The organism is Hymenobacter bucti, from assembly GCF_042681145.1.
Classification (GTDB): Bacteria; Bacteroidota; Bacteroidia; order Cytophagales; family Hymenobacteraceae; genus Hymenobacter; species Hymenobacter bucti.
The window spans coordinates 735,409-757,596 of sequence record NZ_JBHUFD010000018.1 but is presented as its reverse complement, the minus strand read 5'-3'; the positions used below and the strand labels follow the sequence as shown (position 1 = coordinate 757,596).

15 protein-coding genes are annotated in these 22,188 nt (G+C 64.6%); 8 read left to right on the top strand and 7 right to left on the bottom strand.

The genetic code is table 11. The features are described 5' to 3' along the window. Positions 1-218 precede the first annotated feature (218 nt). From ACFSDX_RS22250 to ACFSDX_RS22240, 3 genes are all read left to right on the top strand, one after another. Positions 219-1,454, top strand: a complete 1,236-nt coding sequence (locus ACFSDX_RS22250; RefSeq protein ID WP_382317620.1) for an acyl-CoA dehydrogenase family protein — start codon at positions 219-221, stop codon at positions 1,452-1,454. Positions 1,455-1,589: 135 nt separating this feature from the next. Then, complete coding sequence (locus ACFSDX_RS22245) at positions 1,590-2,345, top strand: PIG-L deacetylase family protein (protein WP_382317618.1); 756 nt, start codon at positions 1,590-1,592, stop codon at positions 2,343-2,345. Next, positions 2,342-2,938 (top strand): class I SAM-dependent DNA methyltransferase, encoded by a 597-nt coding sequence (locus ACFSDX_RS22240; RefSeq protein WP_382317616.1) that lies wholly within the window; start codon positions 2,342-2,344, stop codon positions 2,936-2,938. The genes ACFSDX_RS22245 and ACFSDX_RS22240 overlap by 4 nt, the downstream gene beginning before the upstream one ends. A gap of 108 nt (positions 2,939-3,046) precedes the next feature. On the opposite strand, the gene ACFSDX_RS22235 is transcribed toward ACFSDX_RS22240, so the two are convergent. The 4 genes from ACFSDX_RS22235 to ACFSDX_RS22220 form a co-directional block, all read right to left on the bottom strand. Beyond that, positions 3,047-4,366: a glycosyltransferase family 2 protein gene (locus tag ACFSDX_RS22235; RefSeq protein WP_382317614.1), complete on the bottom strand. Its 1,320-nt coding sequence runs from the start codon at positions 4,364-4,366 to the stop codon at positions 3,047-3,049. A 289-nt stretch (positions 4,367-4,655) separates the two neighbouring features. Beyond that, entirely contained in the window at positions 4,656-5,879 is a 1,224-nt protein-coding gene (locus ACFSDX_RS22230; RefSeq protein ID WP_382317612.1) for a BamA/TamA family outer membrane protein, read from the bottom strand. A gap of 206 nt (positions 5,880-6,085) precedes the next feature. After that, a complete protein-coding gene (locus ACFSDX_RS22225; protein WP_382317610.1) occupies positions 6,086-6,988 on the bottom strand; it encodes a geranylgeranylglycerol-phosphate geranylgeranyltransferase in 903 nt (300 codons plus the stop codon). Positions 6,989-7,122: 134 nt separating this feature from the next. Continuing rightward, positions 7,123-7,785 carry a Dps family protein gene (locus ACFSDX_RS22220; RefSeq protein WP_382317608.1) on the bottom strand — a complete coding sequence of 221 codons (663 nt, stop codon included), beginning with the start codon at positions 7,783-7,785 and terminating at the stop codon, positions 7,123-7,125. A gap of 208 nt (positions 7,786-7,993) precedes the next feature. Between ACFSDX_RS22220 and ACFSDX_RS22215 the strand changes: the two genes are divergently transcribed. Further along, on the top strand, positions 7,994-8,539 hold the full coding sequence (locus tag ACFSDX_RS22215) for an MOSC domain-containing protein (protein WP_382317606.1): 546 nt from the start codon (positions 7,994-7,996) through the stop codon (positions 8,537-8,539). 53 nt (positions 8,540-8,592) lie between these two features. Here ACFSDX_RS22215 and ACFSDX_RS22210 read toward each other — a convergent pair whose 3' ends face one another. Further along, positions 8,593-10,590, bottom strand: coding sequence for a PAS domain-containing sensor histidine kinase (locus ACFSDX_RS22210; protein WP_382317605.1), 1,998 nt, complete (start codon positions 10,588-10,590; stop codon positions 8,593-8,595). An 841-nt stretch (positions 10,591-11,431) separates the two neighbouring features. Here ACFSDX_RS22210 and ACFSDX_RS22205 point away from each other — a divergent pair. The 4 genes from ACFSDX_RS22205 to ACFSDX_RS22190 all read left to right on the top strand — a co-directional run bounded on the left by ACFSDX_RS22205 (position 11,432) and on the right by ACFSDX_RS22190 (position 17,422). Continuing rightward, complete coding sequence (locus tag ACFSDX_RS22205) at positions 11,432-12,679, top strand: ATP-binding protein (RefSeq protein ID WP_382317603.1); 1,248 nt, start codon at positions 11,432-11,434, stop codon at positions 12,677-12,679. Positions 12,680-12,995: 316 nt separating this feature from the next. Beyond that, positions 12,996-14,438, top strand: a complete 1,443-nt coding sequence (locus tag ACFSDX_RS22200; RefSeq protein WP_382317601.1) for a CehA/McbA family metallohydrolase — start codon at positions 12,996-12,998, stop codon at positions 14,436-14,438. Next, on the top strand, positions 14,435-16,708 hold the full coding sequence (locus ACFSDX_RS22195) for a GH92 family glycosyl hydrolase (RefSeq protein ID WP_382317599.1): 2,274 nt from the start codon (positions 14,435-14,437) through the stop codon (positions 16,706-16,708). The genes ACFSDX_RS22200 and ACFSDX_RS22195 overlap by 4 nt, the downstream gene beginning before the upstream one ends. Positions 16,709-16,855: 147 nt before the next feature. Continuing rightward, complete coding sequence (locus ACFSDX_RS22190) at positions 16,856-17,422, top strand: hypothetical protein (protein ID WP_382317597.1); 567 nt, start codon at positions 16,856-16,858, stop codon at positions 17,420-17,422. Between the two features lie 88 nt (positions 17,423-17,510). Here the strand turns inward: ACFSDX_RS22190 and galA are convergent, their stop codons facing one another. Together galA and ACFSDX_RS22180 are read right to left on the bottom strand one after the other, a co-directional pair. After that, complete coding sequence (gene galA, locus ACFSDX_RS22185) at positions 17,511-20,414, bottom strand: beta-galactosidase GalA (RefSeq protein WP_382317595.1); 2,904 nt, start codon at positions 20,412-20,414, stop codon at positions 17,511-17,513. Positions 20,415-20,571: 157 nt separating this feature from the next. Continuing rightward, complete coding sequence (locus ACFSDX_RS22180; RefSeq protein ID WP_382317593.1) at positions 20,572-22,173, bottom strand: RagB/SusD family nutrient uptake outer membrane protein; 1,602 nt, start codon at positions 22,171-22,173, stop codon at positions 20,572-20,574. Positions 22,174-22,188: the final 15 nt, after the last annotated feature.

The following is a 22,188-nucleotide window of genomic DNA, read 5'->3' as shown; positions in this document are numbered from 1 at the left end:
CGCTAAAACGGAGAGACTATACGGGGCGGCCGGGCCCGCCCACCGGGCACGGCAGGCGACTTAGCGCCGCGAAGGTACGCCCCTCACTAGCGCGCCCCCAAGCCGTGCGCACGCCGCACGGGGCCTCGTTTAGCCCCGCAGCGGTAACTAACCAGGCCCTTTCACAGTTAAGATTAGTCCATAAGGCCTTCATTTTGCCTACCTCGCCGCCTCATTTTATGCTAAAGGACTTACCATCGGCCCTTGTCTCGCAGCCGCTGTTGCCCTTACTACCGCTGGGCGTGGCCTGTGCTACCTGCCCGCCCACCCCCGCGCTGGCCGTGGCCACGGCCGCCCGCCTGGCCCCCCACCTGCTGGCCCGCGCCGCCGAGACGGACCAGGTGGGCGGCTTCCCAACCCAGGAGTTTGCCTGGCTGCGCGAGGCGGGCCTGCTAACGGCGGCGCTGTCGCCGACCCTGGGGGGCGTGGGCCTGGGCGAGCCCGCCGCCGCGCTGGCGCTGCTGCAAGTGCTCTACCACGTGGGGCGCGGTAACCTGGCCGTGGGGCGGCTGTTTGAAGGCCACGTTAATGCGTTATTACTAGTGCAGCGCTTCGGCACGGCGGCGCAGGTGGCGCGCTACGCGGCCGACGCCCGGGCGGGCCACGTATTCGGGGTTTGGAACACCGAAAACCCCGCCCACGGCGTGCGCCTAGAGCTGCTGGCCGATGGCTACTACCGCCTGCACGGCGCCAAAACCTTCGCCTCGGGCGCGGGCCACATCACGCGGCCGCTGCTCACGGGGGCGCTGCCGGGCCAGCAGGGCTGGCAAATGCTGGTGCTGCCCGCCGATGAGCAGCGCCCCAGGCTAGACCGCAGCTTCTGGCGCCCCCTGGGCATGCGGGCCACGGCCAGCTTTATTGCTGATTTTGAGCGCCTGGAAATCACCGCCAATTGCCTGCTGGGCCAGCCCAACGACTACTACCAGCAGCCCTGGTTTGGGGGCGGCGCGGTGCGCTTTGCGGCTGTGCAGCTGGGCGGCGCGGCGGCGGTGCTCGACGAAACTCGGCGCTTTCTACGCGGCCTAGGTCGCATCGACGACCCCTACCAACGCCAGCGCCTGGGCGAGATGCTGACTATGCACGAAGCCGGCCAGGGCTGGCTGCGCGGCGCGGCTACCCACGTGCCGCTACCGGTGCAGCCCGGCGTGGCGGCGTTGCCGGCTGCCACCAGCGCCGCCATCGCCTACGCCAACCTGATGCGCACCGCCACCGAAGAAATCTGCCTGCGCACCTTGCAGCTGGCCGAGCGCTCGGTAGGCGCGCGGGGCCTGCTCCAGCCCGAGCCTTTCGAGCGCCTGCACCGCGACCTCACGCACTACCTGCGCCAGCCCGCTCCCGACGCCATCTTGGCCGATGCCGGCCGCTTCGCCCTTGACTCAGACAAGCCCAGCTACGAGCTGTGGCAACCCCTGTAGCTGGGCCTCTGCGAGTCCGAGCGCGAGCGCAGCTCGCATCTGCGGTCGGGCTGTTCTGACGTGAGTGCTCGCTATACGAGCGCTCGGGCTCGCAGAGGCCAAGCTGCTTTCTCACACTCTCTATTATCTATCCCGTTGGCTCCTCTCGATTCCCCGTTTCTGGCTTACCCCCAGCGCCCCGCCAGCTTTGCGGCTACCCTAGGGGCTACCGTCGTCGTCATTCCGCACCCCGACGATGAGGCCCTGGGCTGCGGCGGCCTACTGGCGCTGCTGCGCCAAGCGGGCCAGCCGGTGGCGGCCGTGCTCACCAGCGATGGCAGCCAGTCGCATCCGCACTCGCAGGAATTCTCGGCCGTGGCCCGGCGCGAGCTACGCTACGCCGAACTGCGCCATGCCCTCAGCATACTAGGGGTAGAGGAAAGCGATGACAACGTGCGCTATCTGCACCTGCCCGATGGCGCGCTGCCCACCGAGGGCCAGCCCGGCTTCGCAGAAGCCGCGGCGCAGCTCGCCGGCTTTTTGCGTGAGAAGCAGCCGGCCACCGTGCTGGTGCCCTGGCGCCGCGACCCCCACCCCGACCACCGCGCCACCAGCCAGCTGGTAGCCGCCGCGCTGGCGCAGCTGCCGCAACCCCCGCGCCGCCTCGAGTACGTGGTGTGGGCCTGGGAGCGCGCCGCTCCCGACGACCTACCTAGGCCGGAGGAAGCCGTTAGTTTTCAGCTCGATATTGCGCCCGTGCTGGCGCAGAAGCAGCGCGCCATCCGGGCGCACCGCTCGCAGTTGGCGCCGGGCATTATCACCGATGACCCCAGCGGTTTTTTGCTGTCTGATAGTATGCTGGCGCATTTTGCCCAGCCCACCGAAGTGTTTTTAGAAGCCCCCACCGCATGAACCAAGACCAGCCCAACTCCCTCGCGCCTGGCTATTTTGACGACGTGTACCGGGCCAACACCGACCCCTGGCAGTTTGCCAGCAGCCCTTACGAACGCGAAAAATACGTGGCTACTCTAGGTGCCCTTTCCCGCCCGAATTACGCCCGGGCCTTCGAGATTGGCAGCTCTATTGGGGTGATGACGGCCCAGCTGGCAACGCGCTGCGGCTACTTACTGAGCGTGGACGTGAGTGAGGCTGCCCTAGCCCAGGCGCGACAAAGGTGCGCCGCTCTGCCGCAGGTCGAGCTTAAGAAAATGCAGGTGCCCAACGAGTTTCCGGCGGGCGAATTTGACTTGATTTTAGTGTCGGAGGTCGGCTACTACCTCTCGCCCGCCGACCTGGCCCGCGCCGCCGACCAGATGCTGGCCGCCCTGCCCACCGGCGGCCAGTTGCTGCTGGTGCATTGGACGCCGGTGGTGCCCGACTACCCACAGACCGGCGACGAGGTTCACGATTTTTTTCTGGCTAAAGCTCAGCCCGGCGGCGCCCTGCGCCACCTCGCCGGCCAGCGCCACGACAAGTACCGGCTCGATTTATTGGAGAAAAACTAACCTAAGGAGATTCTTGAATACGAGTAAGGGCACTGGGGCTGCGCGTATCGCGCAGCCCCAGTGCCCTTATAGTTACGAGCCATATACGATGCGCCGGGCGCCGGCTTCTTAGATTGAACTACTGACCGCTACTCCCTGGCGCACGGCTTGGCGCAGCCAAGCCACCGCCTCGCTGAGCGGAACGCAGGTAATGGGCGAATGCACGGATACGCCGCTGGCGCGGGTGCCGAGCACCCACTCCCAAAAGGCGCCGAACGACTTGGCAGCGTGCAGCTTTTCGTAGAGCAAGCCGGCCTGCACGCGCAGTATCAGGGCCCACTCGCGGAAGCCGGCGGGCGTGGGCTGGCAGCGGCCCTGCCAGTAGGCGCGCAACTCGCACCGGGCCTGCCACACGGCGGCTAGCTGGCGCGGGCACTCCACTTCGGGCTCGCGCTGCTCCTGGGCGTTGGTGGCCCACTCGCGCAGCTGCCACGACAGCCCCACTTCTACGCGGCCTTGCTGCCGGGCCGAGGTACTCACGCGCACGCGGGGGCTGTGGCGCACGGGCAGGTCGTGGCGGCACAGGGCGCGCCACAGGGCTTCGTCTTCGAGGTAGCGCACCACGGGCAAGCCCCCCACTTGGCGGTAGGCCGCCACCGTGAGCGCCAGGCTGGCGCCGAAGTGCTGATGGTGGCGGGGCCAGGGGTCGTGCTGGCAGGGGTCGAGCAGGCACTCGAGTTGGTTGCGCAGCAGGTGGTAGGTAGCATCGCGGAGCTGGGTGCGGCGCACTGCCAGCGCCTGGCTCACCAGGGGCTCGCTGCACGGGTTCACGGCCACCAGCTCTTCGGGCTCGGGAGCGCCGGGGCGCGTGAGGATGCGCCCGCCCACGGCCGCCGCCCCGGCAGCTACTTCGGCGCGGCACGCGGCCAGCCAGTCGGGGGCCACCAGCGTGTCGGCGTCGGTGCTGAGAATAAGGCCGCCGGGCCCGGCAGTGTCCTCGAGGCGCGTGGCGGCGGCATCCATGAGCAGGCGCCGGGCCTGGCCCACGTGGGCCAGCTCGCCGGGCAACTGCAGCTCGGCCACGTGCAGCGCAAGGCTGGGGTAGCAGTGCGCCAACTGGCGCACCACGGCGGCCGTGCTGTCCTGGCAATTATTGGCCAGCACGATAACCTCTAGGCAGCCGGCCGGTAGGGGCGTGCCATTGAGCTCGGTTTGGGCGGCCAACGCTGCCAGGGTAGCGGGCAGGTTGTGGGCCTCATCCTTAGCCGGAATAATAACGCAGGCCTGTAGGCCGGCGGCCGGCGGTGGCAACTGCCGCCAGAGCGCCCGCGCCAGCTGGGCGGGCGTAGTGAGAGGCCGCGGCAGTTGAACTGGCCAGGGCAGCAGGGTAGCGGTGGCCATAGCCTCGCGGGCTGCGTGAAAGCGGGCAGGCGTAGCAAAATTGCTCATAGGGTAGCGCGTGTACGCCCCCTTGGCTCTTCAGGATAAACTCACAGCTATAATTTATCCAAAACAGCAACCGGAATAAGCTCAATAAAGCTTATAAATCCTGCTTATACTATTATTATACAATAGCTTATCAAAATCATACTTTACCAATGAAAAACTAGTATTATTAGTCAGCCCAGGGCCAGCGCGCTGGCGCACCGGTGGCCGACAATTGCTAAAAAGCCGCGTTGCCTAGGTAGGCAACGCGGCTTTTTAGCAATTGTCGGCACGAGGCCGGGCTCTAGGTAGGCTAAAACGCCTCGCCAATGGCGAAGTAGAAGCCGGGGTCTTTGCCGAAGGCGTAGTCGAAGCGCAGGTTCACGCGGTCGCGCCGGATGAAGTTGAAGCGTGCACCCACGCCGCCCGCCGTGTGGAGGCCGCCAAACGTGTAGTCGCTGAGGTTATTACGCACCTGGCCCACCCCCAGGAAGGCGGCGCCATCGAGGCGCCAGAACAGGTGCTGGCGCAGCTCGGCCTGGGCCGTCACCATCTGGCGGTCGCGGTAGCGCTGCTCGTAGATGCCGCGCATCAGGTTGGCATTGTCGTAGAGCGTGCCGCCTAGGTTGGCCCCGAGGCCCGCCAGCGCGTGCCAGGGCACATTGCCGGAGTGAAACTGCCCCAGAAACTGCAGCGCCAGGATGGTTTTGTTGCTGAAAATGGGCTGAAAGTGCCGCGCATCAATCTGATACCGCACAAAGTTGTAGTTGGAGCCAATAAACTTGCCGTTGAACATCACCTGCAAGTCGAGCAAATCGCCTTTCGTAGCCCCTAGGGCCACATCGCGCGAGTCGAGGGTGTAGACCGGCCCAATGCCCGAGGTGTTGAAATTGCGCGTCTGACTAGGGTCCTGCAAGATGCGCGGGTCGCGCAGGAAGTAGTTGGTGCCGCTAATCTGGTCGCCGTCCTTATTCACTAGGCCAGTCTGCGGCGCAATATTGTAGACCCGCGACAAGCGGTACTGCAAGCCCAGAAACTGGTTTTTGGCAATGCTTTTCTGGATGCGCTGGTTGATGATGAACAAGTTGAAGTCCAGAAACGACCGGTTGTCGTCCGATACCTCATTGCCGATACCGAAGTAGTACAGGCGGTTTTTGTAAGCGCTAATCTCACCGTTGAGGTAAAACTTCTCGCCCGGCGAGTAGATAGTGTGCACAAACTGCAACAGGTTCTGGCTCTGCTGAGTGGTCCAGTACTGCACGCGGGCATTAGACGAGCGCGTGATGGTATCGGTACCTAGGCGCCCGCTGAGCAGGCCACCCAGGCCGTAGCCGACCCCCGTTTCCTGCTGGTAAAACAGCACCGGAATGGGGAGAATCGTGATTCGCTTGGGCGGCTTGGCGGTCTTAACCGGGGCAACGGTAGTAGTGGCAGTAGTCGTGCGGGTCGTATCGGGCTGGCCGGCGGGTAGCCCCTGCCCCTGGCTTACGAGCGAACCACTCACTAACCCTGCTAACAGCAGCGGAAAAATGCGCATATGAAATGAAGAAAAGAAGAAGAAGTAAGGGTCTCAACGGAATTCGGGCCTCAACGGTTGAGATACCACGCGAAATGGGCAGGGGTGAAGGAGTGAATGAGCGAATGAGCGAGGGATTAAAGGAGTGAGTTTACTGCCAGGGCATAGTCAAGCGCCCACTCTCTTCTTCACCAACTCACTCATTCACTCCTTCACCCCCTGCCTCACTACGCCAGCAGCATGCTCAGCACGCCCGCCAGCATAATGCCTTTGCACCAGCTGCTAAGCTGCCGAAAATGCCGGCGGCGGTCGGCCCGCCAGAGCAAGCGCGCCAGCCCGCCCAGCGGCAGCAGCACCAATAGCAGCAGCCAAGCCCCCAGGGCCCAGCGCTCGAAGGCCAGCAGGTGGTAGATTACCCCGATTACCAGCATGCCCAGGCAAGCTAAAAAGCCCCCGGCTACCCACTTGCTGCGCGCCACGCCCCACACAAGCGGCAGGGTGTGGCAGTCGTGCTGCGCATCGCCGCGCATGTCTTCGATATCCTTGGCGATTTCGCGCACCACCGTGAGCAAAAAAGCCGCGAGCGCATACAGCCACACGGCTTTTTGGCCCGTTAGTAGCTGCAGCTCGGGCAGCAGCACCAGCGCCGCCGTGAGGGCGCCAATGCTGACGTTGCCCACCAGGGCCACCCGCTTGAAGCGGGCCGAGTAGCCCCACAGCAGCAGCGCCGCCCCTAGGGTCACGAGCCCCAGCCGCCCCGACAGGGCCGCGGCCAGCAGCACCCCCACCCCGCTCAGCACCACGTGCGCCAGCATGGCGTGCCGGCGGCGCACCACCCGCCCTACCACCAGCCGGTCGGGCCGGTTGATGGCGTCGATTTTAACGTCGTAGTAGTCGTTGATGATATAGCCGGCCGCCGCTACCAGCAGCGCCGCCAGCACCAGCAGCCCGAAGCTAGGCGCCAGCAGCGCTTGCCAAAACGGCCGGCCGGGCTGCAGCAGCGGCCCCCGCACCAGCACTAGGCTCAGCAGCATAATAGCTAGGTTGGGCCAGCGCACCAGCCCCGGCAGCGCCCGGAGCAGCGGCCCGGCGGGGGCCGTGGGGTCAGGGTTGGGGCGGGCAGAAAACATGGCGCACACAAGAAAGGGGCCCAAAGATACTAGCCTACCCCCGCGGCGGGCTGCCAAACCAGCTAGCCGCCCACGCAAAAGCCCGGCCTTGCGGGACCGGGCTTACTATTAGCCGAGGGCTAGCTAGCGAATGACTACTCCGCCTTCGTCAGCGGCGACTCTACTACGTGCTCCGATACAAACCACACTTGCAGTTCGTTGGTACGCATTACCTGGCTTACCACCAGGTCATTGGTGCCATCATCGCCCGACTCGTCGGCTTTTTTGGCGTACTCGTGGCAGTTTTTCAGAATAATCTGGTGAGCTTCTAACAGACGCGAAATCTGCACGGGGGCTTCCTCACGGTCGCGCGGGGGGCGCGGAATGCTGGTGATTTCGGCCACGTCGAAGGCCATAGCCACCGCTACACCACCTAGAATCTGGATGCGCTCGGCAATGGTATCAACCAACTCCGACTGCTCCTCATAGTGCTTGTCGAACAGCAGGTGCAGCTGGTAGAACGTAGGACCTACTACCTGCCAATGGTGCTTTTTGTAGAGGTCGCGCAGGCTGATGGTGTCGGCCAGCAGTTGATTCAGCATTTGCACGCTTTCTAGGCGCACATGGTCGTCGAGGCCGATGGGCAGGCGCTGGCTTACGGTGCCAAAGCGCTGCGTAGGGTTGGGGGCCTGCACTTGCTGGTTGAGAATCGGCTGAATATTCACTGCCGAATTTGTCTGCGGCTCACCAGCGCCCTTCGTCGAAGTCAGGCCTTTGGTAGCTTCTTTTTTGGTTTTGCTGGGGGCTTGCGTAGCCATAAAAACAGAATTTTTAGTAAGAAAGCGGGTCTAGCGCCAGTGCTGCACTCGACTGAGCGCGGTAACCGGCGGCTGGTTATTTTACGCAAGGCAGGCGGCTAAGTTGAGGTAGCAGCCCGCTTTATTTTGGTTTCTTTCGCCCGGTAAGCCACTTTTACTGTTATCCTCCTCCTTCGGTGTTCTGCTGCTTATCGTCCTTACTTATCCCATGGCTTTTCCTTTTTTTGGCGACAACAAATCAACCATTGCGGGCCTGCTGGCCACCCTGCCCCAGCAAGGGCGGCTGGAGTGGATAGGCCTGCGCCCGGCCCGCCGCACTGCGCTGCTGGCCGTGCCCGAGGCCGAGGTGCTCACCGACCAGCGCCTGGCCGGCGACCACGCCAGCCCCAAGCCCAGCGGCAAGCGCCAGCTCACCCTCATTCAGTACGAGCACCTAGGGGCCGTGGCGGGCTTTTTGGGCCTGCCCGAGCCAGTGGCGCCGGGCCGCCTCCGGCGCAACCTGGTGGTGAGCGGCCTCAACCTGCTGGCCCTCAAAGGCCGGCAAATTCAGATTGGCGACGAGGTGCTGCTCGACATCACGGGCGAGTGCCACCCCTGCTCGCGCATGGAGGAGGAGCTGGGCCCCGGCGGCTACAACGCCATGCGCGGGCACGGCGGCCTCACGGCCCACATTGCGCAGGGCGGCACGATTCGGGTGGGCGATGCCGTGCGCGTAGTGGCTCCGGCTCCTCCTGAAGCGGCGGCGCCAGCCTAGGCATCGACGAGCCGCACGCTGGCTAAGGGAAGCATCCAGCAGAGGCAACGGACTCAAACAGGGATGGAGACGGTGAAAGTGGTACCCACGTTGGGCTGGCTCTGCACCTGGATGTTACCGCCCGCATTTTCCACGAGGCGCTTGGTAATGTAGAGGCCCACACCCGTGCCCTCTACGTGGGTGTGCAGGCGCTGAAACAAGCCAAAGAGCTGGCGCTGCTGCACCTCGGTCATCCCTAGGCCATTATCCTGCACTGTGAGCACCACGGCCTGCGGCGTTTGTGCAGCGCGCACTTGCACCCACGCCGGCCGGCCGGGGGCGCGGTACTTGATGGCGTTGCTGAGCAGGTTGTACACAATGCTGCGCAGGTTGGCGGGCGAGAAGGACACCACCAGCCCGGCCGGCACCGCCACCGTGAGCTGCGTACCCGCCGTGGCAACGGCGGGCAGCAGGTCTAGGCGCACGTGCTCGACCACCGCGGCCAGGTTCACGGGCTCGGCGGGCCCAGTATGGGCCAGTTGCAGCCGCGAAATATCGGTGAGCTGATTGATGGTGAACTGAAAGCGGGCCACCGTCTGGTCAAGCAAATCGAGCAGGTGGGGCACCAGTGGGTCGGGTGGCGCCGCCGCCGCGAGCGTCTCGCGCAGGGCCAGCACGATGCTCTCGATGTTGGTGATGGGCGCCTTCAAATCGTGCGAGGCCGTGTACACGAACGTGTCCAGGTCCACGTTGGTGCGCGTGAGCTGGCGGTTGCTCTCGCCCAGCTCCTGGTTGCTGGCCTGCAACTTCTCGTTGCTGGCGGCCAGCCTCTGGTTGAGGCTTTCTATCTGCTGGCGGGTGCGCACCTGCTCCGTTACGTCGTTGGCAAAGACCCGCACGCCGTTGATGCTGCCGTCGGCCGCGCGGCGCGCCTGATACGTGAAGGTCCAGTAGATTTCTTCGGGCGCGCGCCCCTCGTGGCGCGCCATCATCAGGGGCATTTCCTGCACCGTTATGGGCTTGCCGGTTTGGTACACGCGCTGAAACAAAGCGGGAATGGGGGTGCCCACCAGTTCGGGCAACGCTTCCAGCAAGGACTTGCCCGCCAACGCGCGCCCCGGAAAAATGCGCTGGTAGGCCGGGTTCACCAGCTGAAACACCAAGTCGGGTCCATCAAGAATGACGATGGGCGCCGGGGCCTGCATAAACAGCTGCTCAAGTTGCCGCTGCTCCTCCTCCCGCTGGCGCCGGGCCATTATCTGCGCGGTTACGTCGTAGACAAAGGTGGAAATGCCCACAATCTCCCCGTGCTCCCGCATGGCCTGGTAGGTGAAGGAGACGTGGACCCAGGCGGGCGGCCCGCTGGGCTGGTCCAGCAGCAGGGAAACCTCACTGGCCTGAAACGTCTCGCCCGTCTGGTACACGCGGTCGAGCTGCGCCAGCAGCCCATTGTCTATCACCTCCGGAATGGCCTCGGCCACGCCTCGGCCCACGAGCGGGCGGTCGGGGAAAAACTGCTGGTAGGCCGCGTTCACGTATTCGTAGCGGTGCGCGGGTCCCCGCTGCAGGCAGATGGCGGCCGGCGTTTGCTCAAATACCTGGTAAAACGTTTCGCGGGCTTGCGCCTGGTGCTGGGCGGTGGCCAGCAGGGCGGCCTGCTGGGCGGCCTGCACCTCGGCCGTAACATCCACGGCGGCGTGGATAATGTGCGTGACGTTGCCCTGCGCATCCAGCACGGGCGCATTGAGCGCTCGCCAGTAGCGCTCCACAAACTGGCCGGGGCGGTCGGGGTCAGGCACGTCGAAGTGCTGGTGGGCTATCTGGTGCGGCTGCCCGGTGGCAAGCACCTGCGCCAGCGAGGCGCGCACGTTGTGCCCGCCGTTGGCCTCGGGCGTCTGCGGATTATCCGGAAAAGCATCAAACATGTACTGCCCCACCAGCTGCGCGCGCTGGGTCAGCGTGGCGTGGAGGTAGGCGTCGCTTACGGCTTCAATCACAAACGCTGGCGAGAGCAGCAGATGGGGCGTGGGCAGGGCATTGAAGAGCGCGACTGATTCGGGAGCGGCAGGCATCGGGGGTAGTCGGGAAAGTAGCGGTAGCGAAGGTACACCGCTTCGCTACCGCAGGCTGAGGACTGCCGGCGCGCCTCCCCCACCTTGCTTTAGCCGGCCAACCCAGGCTTTCGCGAGCAGGCCCCTAGCCAGCACGGGCCGAGCCCCGCACTAGCGGCGCTAACTCAAACAGCCCTAGGAGAAGGGCGCGGCCAGGGCTAGCAGATTCCGCGGGCCGGGCCAGAGAGCAGCTTGGCGGCGCCCCGGGCCTAGGGCCGAAATAACTACCGGAGCCAGGTTGCCGTCTGGCACGCAGCAGGTACCTTTCATGAAAATCAAGGTTTTTTTGCGGCAAGCTTTCCTGGTGAGGAACGGAACCGAGTTCGTTTTCACCGCTTCGTGCCCATGCTGCATTCCTCCTTTTCCGCGCAGCGAGTAGCTCGCCGGGCGCTCATGCCAATCGACTGGGGCCAGCCGGCCGCGTGCTGGTGCCTGATGGGCCCACCGGCCCGGCCCTGAGCTAGCCCCCCGCCCGCCGGGCCCCAAACCGGGCCCTAGGTGCCCACCGCCGGGCCCCCAGCCTGCGGGCCAGAGCAGGCGGTCAGCCATCTCCCAGGGGTATACCTCGGCGGGTGGTCATTTATTCTTTTCAGGATGGGTTTGCGAGCCGATGGCTGGCGCAGCACCACATGCGGCAGCGACTACCCGCAGCTTTTTGCGCGCCCGGCCCTAGGCTAGCTGCTGAGGGCCCGCCGGGACCTTGCGCGCTTAGTTTGGAAGGGCAGCCAGCGTGGCTGCCCCGTTCGCATCGCTTACACGGCGTGGCGCAAGCTGCCCTCCGCGTGCTACTACTCTTGATTTTATGAAACGCATTCTAATTATCGAAGACAACGAAGCCGACCGCTGCCTCTACCGGCGCTACCTGGCGCCGTCGGGGGCTGAGCCGCTGGAGTTGGAACTGGAGGAGGCGTCGTCGGGGGAGGAAGGCCTGGCCTTGTTTGCGGCGCGCCCGCCCGACTGCGTGCTGCTCGACTACCAGCTGCCCGATACCGATGGCTTGGTGCTGCTGGCCCAGCTGCAGGGCCTGTGCCCGGCCCACACGCTGTGCGTGGTGATGGTGACCGGCCGCGGCAACGAGCAGCTGGCCGTGCGGGCGTTGCTCAACGGCGCCCTCGACTACCTGGTCAAGCAGCAGTTCGACCCGTTTATGCTGCGCAAAACGGTGTGGCACGCCATCGAGCGCAACGAGGCCCGCCAGCACGCCGCCCATTTCCACGGGCAGCTGCACACCATCAACCAGCAGCTGCGCGCCTCTTTGCTCGACCTCACGGCCAGCCAGCAGCAGGTGCAGGCCCAAAACCTGTGCCTGCACACCGCCAACCAACAGCTCATCCACTCCAACCAGAACCTCGACAACTTCGTGTACGCCGCCAGCCACGACCTCAAACAGCCCATCAACAACCTAGTGGGCCTCTTCGGCGAGCTGCAGCGCACGGCCACCTTTCACGATGCCGAGGAAGGCATAGTGTTGCAGATGGTCGAGGAGTCGCTGCGCGACTTGTCGACCACCATTCACGACCTAGCGGCCGTGGTGCAGGAGCAGCGCCCACCCAGCGCCCTGGCCGCCGAGCCCGTGGCCCTGGCCGAGGTACTGGCCGATGTGCAGCTGGCCCTGCGCCCCGCCTGGCTCGCCACCCAGGGCCAGCTCACGGCCGATTTTGCGGCCCTGCCCACGCTGCACGGCGTGCGCAGCAGCCTGCACACGATAGTGCTCAACCTGCTCAGCAACGCCCTCAAGTACCGCCAGCCCAGCCGCCCCCTGCGGGTGCACGTGCGCACCTACGAGCAGGGTGGCTGCGCCGTGCTCGAAGTGCAGGACAACGGCCTGGGCATCGACCTGCCCCGGTGCGGCAAGGAGCTGTTTCACTTGTTCCGGCGCTTCCACCCCGAAGCGGCTGAAGGCACGGGGGTCGGGCTGTTTCTGGTCAACCGCCTGGTCGAAAGCACCGGCGGCCACATGCAAGTAGACAGCCAGCCGGGCGGCGGCACCACTTTTCGGGCGCACCTGCCCGTGCGGCCAGTGTTCGCCAGCCCAGCGGCCGTTTACTAAACCAAAGCAGCTCGAAGCCCAGCCGGGGCGAGCCGCAGCACACCGGCCAGTGCCCAGTAATTTATAAGATAAGTAGCATGGATTATATGCTTAGTGCAAAGCGTAACAATGCAATTATATTCTGGTAATAGGTGCGCCGGTGCTTTGCAGTGCTCAGAAACAGCCTGGGCCAAACAGCCTTCGTGCTTATGCAAAAGCAGTACTTCGTGCCACCTAGGAAAAAATCGGCCAAGCAAGGCAACGCGTGGCTACAGCTGCCAGCCCCTGGGGCAGCCAGATGAGGCCGGGAAAAAGGCAGTGCAGCTATCTGCTTGCCGTGGGCAGCTACCTAGGGCTAGCCGCCCCGGCGCCAGCCCTGGCCCAAGCGCCAGTCGAGCTAATCCGCACCGGCCACGTACCGGCCGACAGCCTGTATAAGTTGCTTTACGTGCCCATCGAAGTGCCGGCCGGCACGCGCGAAATCCGGGTGCAGGAGTCGTACCCGCATCAGGGCAAGAACGTGCTGAACATGGGTATTTACGACCCTAGGGGCCACCAGGCAGGCCACCCGCGGGGCTTCCGAGGCTGGTCGGGCGGGGCTAAGAACGAGTTCTTTATCAACGCCCAGGCGGCCTCGACGGGCTACGTGCCCGGCCCCGTAGGAGCCGGCACCTGGCACGTGCTGCTCTACCCCTCCACCATCGAGCCGGCGGGGCTCGACTGGCAGCTACGCGTGACGCTGGTGCCAGGCGCGGCCGGGCCGGCCTTTCAGCCCACGCCCGCGCCGGCCGTGGCCAATGATAGGCCCGGCTGGTACCAGGGCGATTTGCACCTGCACACGCTGCACTCCGATGGCAAGCGCACCCAGCAGGAGCTAGTGGATGAGGCTAGCGCCCAGGGGCTGGATTTCCTCATCTCAACCGAGCACAACACCAACAGCGCCAACCTAAGCTGGGGCCAGTATGCTAGCCCCAAGCTACTCATCATCAACGGCGAAGAAGTAACCACCACCGCCTTTGGCCACTGGAACGCCCTAGGACTAGACGCCACCACGCTGCTCGACTGGCGCTACGCGCCCGCCGACAGCGCCATTGCCAGCGCCACGGCCCAGGTGCGGGCCCTGGGCGGGCTGGCCATCATCAACCACCCGTTCTTCCCCGATACGGTCAACCGTTTCCGGTTTGGGGTGCGGCACTTCGATGGCATCGAGGTCTGGAACGGCCGCTGGGACGCCCGCAACGAGCGCGCCCTGGCCTGGTGGGACGCCCTGCTGCGCCAGGGCCGCCCTACCCTGGCCGTGGCCGCCAGCGACACTCACACCGCCGCCCCCTCGCCCAACCAGCTTGGCCGGCCGCGCACCGTGGTGCAAGCCGGCGGCTTGTCGCGGACGGGCATCATGCAGGGCCTGCGCCGGGGCCGGGCCTACCTAGTGGCCGACCGCCTCATCAGCCTGACGCTCACGGCCCAAGCCGGTGCGGCCACAGCCGGCCTAGGCGATACGCTGGCGGTGGTCGCCGTGCAGGTTATTCGGGTGGCATTTGAGCTACGGGGCGCGCCGGCCGGCACCATCACGCTGCGCAGTGACCTAGGCGTGCTGGCCACCAACCCGGTAGCCGCCAGTGGCCCCACGGTAGTGCGCTGGCCGCTGCCAAATGCCCATCCCCGCTACCTACGGGTGGAGGTGCGCACGCCGCAGGGCGCCATGCTAGCCCTCACCAACCCCATTTGGGTGAGCAGCCCGGCCACCCGCCGGCCTGCTAGTAAGAAATTGATTAAATGAGAGTTGCTAAATTTATTTTGCTGGCCGCTAGCCTCCTAACTAGCCGGCTTCCGGCCGCTGCGCAGGACTACACCCGGTTCGTGGACCCGCTCATCGGCTCGCAGGGGCTGGGGCGGGTGTTCGTGGGCCCCACCGCGCCCTTCGGGATGGTGAAGCCCAGCCCCGACTGCACCAGCAGCCCCAACAGCGGCTGGCTGCCCGAGCCCACGCCCGTCACCGGCTTTGCGCAGGTGCACGTGAGCGGCACCGGCGGCGGCCCCAAATACGGCAACATCCTGCTCATGCCCTTCAGCGGCCCGCTGGCCCTAGGTGATAAGTCGGCGCACCGCCAAGCCGAGCACGTCGAGCTAGGCTACTACCGCGCCCAGCTCGCCCAACCGACTATTAAAGTAGAGATTACGGCGTCGCCGAAGGTGAGCTTCTACCGCCTGGCCTACCCCCAGGGCCAGCCCAAAGCGCTGCAAATTGACGCTGGTTTTTTCCTAGGTGAGCAGCCCGAACCCGACGGCCGCGAGGCCCAGCAGTTCGTGGGCTCGGAGGTCGAAGTAGTGTCGCCGACCGAGGTGCGGGGCTACAGCCGCATCCGCGGCGGCTGGAACAACGGCCGCGCCTACACCGTGTATTTTGCGGCCGTGTTCGACGCACCAATGGCCGAGTTTGCCACCTGGAAGGGCAAGCAGCTGCACCTAGGCCAGAAGCTACAAGCCGACTCGGGCGAAAAAACTGGGGCCTTACTGCGCTTCGCCAATGGCGCCGGCGATACGCTAAAAGTGAAGGTCGGCATCTCCTTCCTGAGCGCCGCCCGCGCCAGCGAAAACGTGCGGGCCGAAATACCGGGCTGGAATTTTGCCCAGGTACTAGGCCAGCTGCGCGAGCGCTGGAACGCCCTACTGAGCCGCGCTGAGCTGGGCGCCGATACGCCGCTCGCCCAGCAAAAGCTGTTCTACACCGGCCTCTACCACACCATGCTCATGCCTGTGGACCGCACCGGGGAGAACCCGCTCTGGAACGGCCCCATGCCGTACTACGACGATTTTTACGCCATCTGGGACACGTACCGCACGTCTAATCCGCTCATTACGCTGCTGGCGCCCCAGCGTGAGGTGGCCATCGTCAATGCCCTGCTCGACATCTACAAGCACGATGGCTACCTGCCCGAGGCCCGCAGCGGCAACGCCAACGGCCGCACCCAGGGCGGCTCTAACGCCGAGGTGCTCATCGCCGATGCCTACGTCAAAAACCTGCCCGGCATCGACTACCGCCTGGGCCTGGAAGCCATGCTGAAGGACGCCACCGTGCCGCCCGGCGGCAACGAGGAGCAGGAAGGCCGCGGCGGCTTGCTGGCTTATAACAAGCTGGGCTACGTGCCCTACGGCGTGGACCGCGCCGGCAACCGCACGCTCGACTACGCCTACGACGACTATTGCATCTCCGTGGTGGCCAAGGGCCTGGGGCAGCAGCCCCTGTATGAGCAGTACCGCCGCCAGGCCAACAACTGGCAAAACCTGTGGCGCGCCGATTATAAAAACCACGGCGCCACCGGCTTTATCATGCCGCGCGATGCGGCCGGCCAGTGGCTCGATACCATTCCGTTTGGCAATTCGGTGCGGCAGCACCCGACGTTCGTGTACACGCCGCTCACCCGCGAAAACCCGTGGTACGTGTGCCATTGGTGCGCCTATTTCTACGAGGCCACGTCCTGGGAATACTCGCTGAGCGTGCCGCACCAGGTGCCGGCGCTCATTGCCAAGTCGGGCGGGCCGGCGGCCTTCCGGGCGCGGCTCGATACGCTGTTTGAGAAGAAATTTTACAATGTGGCCAACGAGCCGTCGTTCCTCACGCCCAGCCTCTACCACTGGCTGGGGCGGCCCGATTTGAGCAGCCAACGCATCCGCCAGATTATCTCCCAGAGCTACAATACCACGCCCACCGGCCTGCCCGGCAACGACGACTCGGGCGCCATGTCATCGTGGCTGGCCTTCCAGATGATGGGCCTCTACCCCAATGCCGGCCAGCCCTACTACCTACTCAATGCCCCGCTGGTGCACCAAACCACCCTGCGTTTGGCGGACGGCAAAGACTTCAAAATCACCGCCCGCAATCTGTCGGCTACCAACTGCTACGTCAAGTCGGCCCGCCTCAACGGCCGCCCCCTACGGCAGGCTTGGCTCTCGCACCAGGCGCTGATGCAAGGCGGCGAGTTGGTGTTTGAAATGGCTGCGCAGCCCGGTAGCTGGGGCACGCAGGTATTGCCGCCCGCGGCGGAATAAGCTTAATCTACAGCGAATTGATTAGGGTACGTTTGTCCTTGCGAGCGCAGCGAAGCAATCGCACTCACGCAGCGCGTCTTGATGCTATTGCTTCGCTGCGCTCGCAAGGACAAACGCGCTCTATTCCCGAAACTGGTATATACTATTATGCTCAGAAATATCCTGCTACTATCGCTCGCCGCCCTAGGTAGCGCTTCGGCCCGCGCCCAAGCCCTAACGCCCGCCGTGGGCGTGGGCACCACGTTCAGCTACAACTTTGAACTGCACGGCCAGCACGCGCCCTTCGAGCTGACTATCGCCAACGCCACCGACACGCTGAAGCTTAAGTGGCGCATCCGCAACCTAGCGGGCGGCGTTTATGCCGTGTCGCCCGCGGCCTGGCAGCGGGGCACCGCGCTGCACGTGGCTCAGCCGCTGCCCGGCCCGCCGGTGCGCCTACCCGATAGCCAGACGTTTATGATGCTCTCGAAAAGCGCCTACGCCACGCTGCTCGCCCAGCGCCGCTTTACGTATAACAACACCGTGTACGAGCTGCGTGACGACCCAGGCGCGCACCCACTGCTGCTCGGCGGCCAGCCGCTCGACGTGCTACACGTGGTGGCTCAGGGTGACCTCACCGAGCTCTGGATACTGCGTAACGCCGCCTTCCCGGTCATCTGCCAGATGGCGCACAGTCCCCTAGGGGTCAATTATGTGCTTACCAACCTCAAGTAAGCGGCGGTGGCTTAGACGCGGTTTGCATTAGGCCACCGCCGCAGCGGGGCAGTGCTACCGCAACTGGATAGCACTGCTCGCCCCGCTGCTAGTTGGCCGCGCGCGCCGGGGCGGCTACCGACTTTATTTTCAGCACGCTGGCCTTGAGTCCCGGCGCCTGGGCCGTGAGCGTAATCTCGCCCGCCGCCTGGGTCGATTGCACCAGCACCTGCGCCAGGCCGTTGAAGGCTTTGCGCTTCCAGGCCGGGGCCGGCGTGCGCACTTGTATCGTGCCAGGCAGGGTGTTAGTCACGTCCCACGGGCGGTTTTTCACCAAGGGCGTCGCCACGAATACAATACTGTTTTTGCCCGGTTTCAGCAGCGCTGCATCCAGCACAAACCCCGCCGCGGGCGATTGCTCGGCCTTGAGGCCCTGGGTGAGGGCGCGGCCATTCACGTAGATGGATTGCTCGCGCCCAATGGGTTGGTAGAAAAGCGTGACCCGCGAGCCACCTAGGGCATGACGCGGCAGCTCGAAGCTGCCCCGCGTCACGTACATCTTGGCCGTGGGCGCCAGCTGCGCGGCATCGTACTGGCGCGTAGTGAAGGCCGTTACCCAACTCGCATCGTCGAAAGTGGGCGTCAGCTCGGGACCGGTGGTGAAGCTGTCGGCCGCCCGCTCGCGCAGATTTTCGATGGGAATGACGCGCACCGTGTCCACGTAGCGGTCGGGTTCGAGGGAAGTCGGGTCGCCGTTGCCGACGCCGATAATGCGGCCGGGACCGCTCAGGCTGAAGGTTATTTCCGGGTTGGCGGTCGGCATGAGCAGCTTGCGCTGGTCAGTGACTTGCACCGTCACGACCGCTATGTCTTCGCGGTTGGCTTGCACCGCTGGCTTATCGGCTAGCAGACCTAGGGCGGCCGCCGGGCCGGTGGTGCGCACCTCGTCGGTGGCGATGCGCTTGCCCTGGCGGTAGCCCACGGCTACTAGGGTACCGGGCGCGTAGGGCACCTGCCATTGCAGGTGCGAGTTGCGGGGCATGGGCTTGCGGCCCAGGCTTTTCTTGTTCAGAAACAGCTCTACCTCGTCGCAATTGCTGTAGGCCCACACGTCGATGGGTTGGCCTTCGCGGCCGGGCCAGTTCCAGTGGGGCAGCAGGTGCAGCACGGTCTGGTTGGTCCACCACGAGCGCAGGTACCACACGTTATCCTTGGGGAAGCCGCATAGGTCCAGCATCCCGAAATACGAGGTAATCGAGGGCCAGGCAAACGGCGTGGGCTCGCCCCGGTAGTCGAAGCCGGTCCAGATGAACATACCGGCCAGGTACGGCCGGGCGGCGTAGTGCTGCCAGCCGCCCTCGATGCTGTAAAACTTGGGGTTCGGTTTCTGGTCGTAGGCCGCCGCGTAGTGCCGCGCCTCATCGCGCACGTAGATGCCGCGCGTGGCGTGGGTCGAGCCCTCCTCGGTGCCCCAGCCGGCCTGCTTCGGAAACTTGGCGTGCTGCGCGTCGGTGTCGCCCTGCCCGATGTAGTTGTAGCCCATCAGATCGATAACTGTGGACGTGCCCTGGCCCCAGCCCCCGCTGATGGCCACCGTAATGGCCCGCGTCGAGTCCACGGTTTTGGCAAACGCCTGCATGGTGGCCCCGATGCGGGCACCCAAAATATTGCCTTCAATGGCCCACTCCTCGTTGCCAATCGACCAGCTGATAACACTCGGGTGGTTGCGGTCGCGCACCATCAGGCGCTTCAGCTCACCTAGGTTATTCTGGGTGATGCCCATCAGGCGGTTCTCGTCAATGACGAGCATCCCGAGGCGGTCGCAGATGTCGAGCAGCTCGGGCGTGGGCGGGTTGTGCGAGGTGCGGTACGCATTGCAGCCGAAGGACTTGAGCTGCCGGATGCGCCATTCCTGGAGCGCGTCGGGGATGGCCGAGCCCACGCCCGCGTGGTCCTGGTGGTTATTGGTGCCGGTCAGCTTCACGTGCTTGCCGTTGAGGAAAAAGCCCTCGTTGGCATCAAAGCGAATGGTGCGGATGCCAAATTTCGTCTGGTACTCATCCACCACCTGCCCACCCTGCCGCACGCGCGTCACGAGGGTGTAGAGGTAGGGCGTTTCGAGCGACCACAGGTGCGCCCCGGCCACCGCGATGCGGCTACCTAGGTCCTGCTGCCCGGCCCCGGCCACCCGCACTTGGGTAGCGGGGCTAGTGGCCACCGTTTTACCTTCAGCATCTAGTACCGTCTGGGTCACTTCTACTAGCTGGGCCGTGGTGCTGCCGTTGGCCAGCGTGGCCTGAGCCGTGACCGTGGCCGCGCTGCCCGCCACCTGCGTCGTCACGAATGTGCCGTTCGGGGCCACGTGCACGGGGGCGGTTTTGGTTAGCCACACGTGGCGATAGATGCCGGCGCCCTCGTAAAACCAGCCTTCTTCCATCGTGGCATCCACGCGCACGGCTATCACGTTGGGCTTGCCGTCGTAGTTGAGGTAGTCGGAAATGTCGTACTGGAAGCCGTTGTAGCCGCTGGCCTCGGTGCCTAGGTAATGCCCATTCACCCACACGATGGAATTGCGAAACACCCCATCAAATTCTAGACTGATGCGGCGCCCTAGGTCGGTGGCGGGCACCGCAAACGACTTGCGGTACCAGCCCACGCTGGCATCTGGGAACGGCCGGCCGATGGCCTTGAAGCCGTGGCTAAAGCTAGCTTTCTCCGAGAAAGGCTGCTCCACGGCCCAGTCGTGGGGCAGGTCGAGCTGGCGCCAGGCGCGGTCATCGAAGTTGGCGGCGGCGGCCCCGTCGCCGTAGCCGGTTTTGGCCAGGTAGGAGAAGTAGCCGAGGCCATTGTTGAAATCGCGCTGGGGGTCAAACGGATGGCCGTAGGCGAAGCGCCAGTCGAAGTCCATCAGCAAATGCTCGCGGCCAGTTGTCGGCGCGGCCTGGCTGCGTAAGGGCCCGGCCGCTCCAGCCAGTAGGAACACGAGTAGGGTGAGTAATGGGCGGGAAGACATAGGGGGTGACTGAAGTAAAGTTTGATTACCAGGCCGAGCCCTGGCTGAAAGTCTCAGCACAGGCACGAAGGCCGAACCTAGCGGGCGGGCTACAAAGCAAAAAAGACCAGAATAGCTACTGGCTACTCCGGTCTTTTTTCAGCAAACTATGCGCAGCTTAATAGCCAGGGTTCTGGGCGATACCCCAAGTCTGCACATCCTGCAACTCGATGGGCAACAGCGGAATGGGGTTCACTACCCCGGTCGTGATGCTGTGGGTGCGGGCGCGGGTGGCTACGTCGGCGGGCAGGGAGCTAAAGTAGCGGCCCGTGCGCACGAGGTCCCAGTAGCGCAGCGACTCCTCGCCAAACTCGACGCGGCGCTCGTGCCAGATGGCGGTGAGCAGCGCCGAGCCCGAGAGGCCCGTAATGTCGGGCAGGGTGCCGGCCGGCACGTTGGCGGGGGCGTAGGCCGTCGAGCCCACGGTGGTGCCGGGCGGGCGGGTCGAGAGGCGGGCGCGGGCGCGCACTTGGTTGACGAGCGTGATGGCTTCGCTGTTGCGGCCGAGCTGGGCGGCGGCCTCGGCCTTCATCAGCAGAATGTCGGCGTAGCGCATCTTGCGCACGTTTTGGGAGGCCGACTGGGGCGCGGGGGGTGCCGCAATCGCCACTTTGCGGCTGAGGTAGCCCGTCGCGTTAAAGCCAGGGTCTACGGTATTGGTCACCCCTAGCACCACGTCACCGTTCTTAATGAAAGTGACTTCGCGGCGCGGGTCGTTGGCCTCAAACTCGCTGTACAGGCTCTGCGTCGGGTTGTTGAAGCCGTAGCCGAAGGTGGCGCGGTTGTTCTGGAACACGTTGTTAGCCGTACCCGTCGAGATGGGGCCGTAGCTATCGTTGGAGGCCGCGAACTGAATTTCAAATACCGACTCGCTGCTGTTCTCGCCAATATCCTGGTGGATGGCGGCGTAGTTGGGGTACAAGCTGTACTGGGCCGACGTGATAACGGTGTTCGTCAGGTCGTACACTTCCTGCCAGGTGTGGTTGTTGGTGTTATCAGTACCGAGCTGGTACATGATAACGCGGGCCAGGTAGCCGTTGGCCGCCCCCTTGGTAGCGCGGCCTAGGTCACTCGAGGCCAGTGCGCCCTTCTCGGGCAGCAGCGCGGCAGCGGCTTTCAGGTCTTTCTCGATGAAGGCGTAGGTTTCGGCGATAGTGCTCCGCTTCACGTTGCCCGCATCAGTAGGCAGCACGGCCTGCTCAAACAGCGGCACGCCGCCGAAGGTCTTCACCAGGTTGAAGTAGAAGTAAGCCCGCAAAAATAGCGCCTCGCCCTTGAGGCGCGACTTCAACGTGGCATCGATGGTACCCGCGTCGATGTTGTTAATCACGGTATTAGCCCGTGCGATGCCCGTGAAACTGTGCGTCCACAAGCTGGCAACAATTAGGTTGGTGGTCGGCACCGACCAGTTCTTGATTTCGGCTACTGCCCCGAAGTCGGTGGGGCTGCTGCCCTTCTCGGCGTCGTCGCTCAGGATGTCGCCAAACATCCACTCGAAGTGAACCGTCACGAAGTCACCCACCCCGAACTTGGGGCCTTGGTCCCAGCCGGCCACGTCATACACCGCGTTCACGGCCTGCACGGCGTTGGTAGCGTCGTTGAAGAGGTTGACTTGGGTAACGGTACCTAGGGGGTCTTTATCAAGAAAGCTTTTGCAGCCGGGGGCCATACCCAGTAGGGCCGCGAAGGCCAGCATACGGGCGGTAGAATAGGTTTTCATCTGTTATAGCGGGTG

Excerpts from the sequence above, each read along its gene's own strand:
- ACFSDX_RS22250 (WP_382317620.1), top strand. The coding sequence starts at position 219 with ATGCTAAAGGACTTACCATCGGCCCTTGTCTCGCAGCCGCTGTTGCCC.
- ACFSDX_RS22240 (WP_382317616.1), top strand. The coding sequence starts at position 2,342 with ATGAACCAAGACCAGCCCAACTCCCTCGCGCCTGGCTATTTTGACGAC.
- ACFSDX_RS22235 (WP_382317614.1), bottom strand. The coding sequence starts at position 4,366 with ATGAGCAATTTTGCTACGCCTGCCCGCTTTCACGCAGCCCGCGAGGCT.
- ACFSDX_RS22230 (WP_382317612.1), bottom strand. The coding sequence starts at position 5,879 with ATGCGCATTTTTCCGCTGCTGTTAGCAGGGTTAGTGAGTGGTTCGCTC.
- ACFSDX_RS22225 (WP_382317610.1), bottom strand. The coding sequence starts at position 6,988 with ATGTTTTCTGCCCGCCCCAACCCTGACCCCACGGCCCCCGCCGGGCCG.
- ACFSDX_RS22220 (WP_382317608.1), bottom strand. The coding sequence starts at position 7,785 with ATGGCTACGCAAGCCCCCAGCAAAACCAAAAAAGAAGCTACCAAAGGC.
- ACFSDX_RS22215 (WP_382317606.1), top strand. The coding sequence starts at position 7,994 with ATGGCTTTTCCTTTTTTTGGCGACAACAAATCAACCATTGCGGGCCTG.
- ACFSDX_RS22210 (WP_382317605.1), bottom strand. The coding sequence starts at position 10,590 with ATGCCTGCCGCTCCCGAATCAGTCGCGCTCTTCAATGCCCTGCCCACG.
- ACFSDX_RS22205 (WP_382317603.1), top strand. The coding sequence starts at position 11,432 with ATGAAACGCATTCTAATTATCGAAGACAACGAAGCCGACCGCTGCCTC.
- ACFSDX_RS22195 (WP_382317599.1), top strand. The coding sequence starts at position 14,435 with ATGAGAGTTGCTAAATTTATTTTGCTGGCCGCTAGCCTCCTAACTAGC.
- ACFSDX_RS22190 (WP_382317597.1), top strand. The coding sequence starts at position 16,856 with ATGCTCAGAAATATCCTGCTACTATCGCTCGCCGCCCTAGGTAGCGCT.
- galA (WP_382317595.1), bottom strand. The coding sequence starts at position 20,414 with ATGTCTTCCCGCCCATTACTCACCCTACTCGTGTTCCTACTGGCTGGA.
- ACFSDX_RS22180 (WP_382317593.1), bottom strand. The coding sequence starts at position 22,173 with ATGAAAACCTATTCTACCGCCCGTATGCTGGCCTTCGCGGCCCTACTG.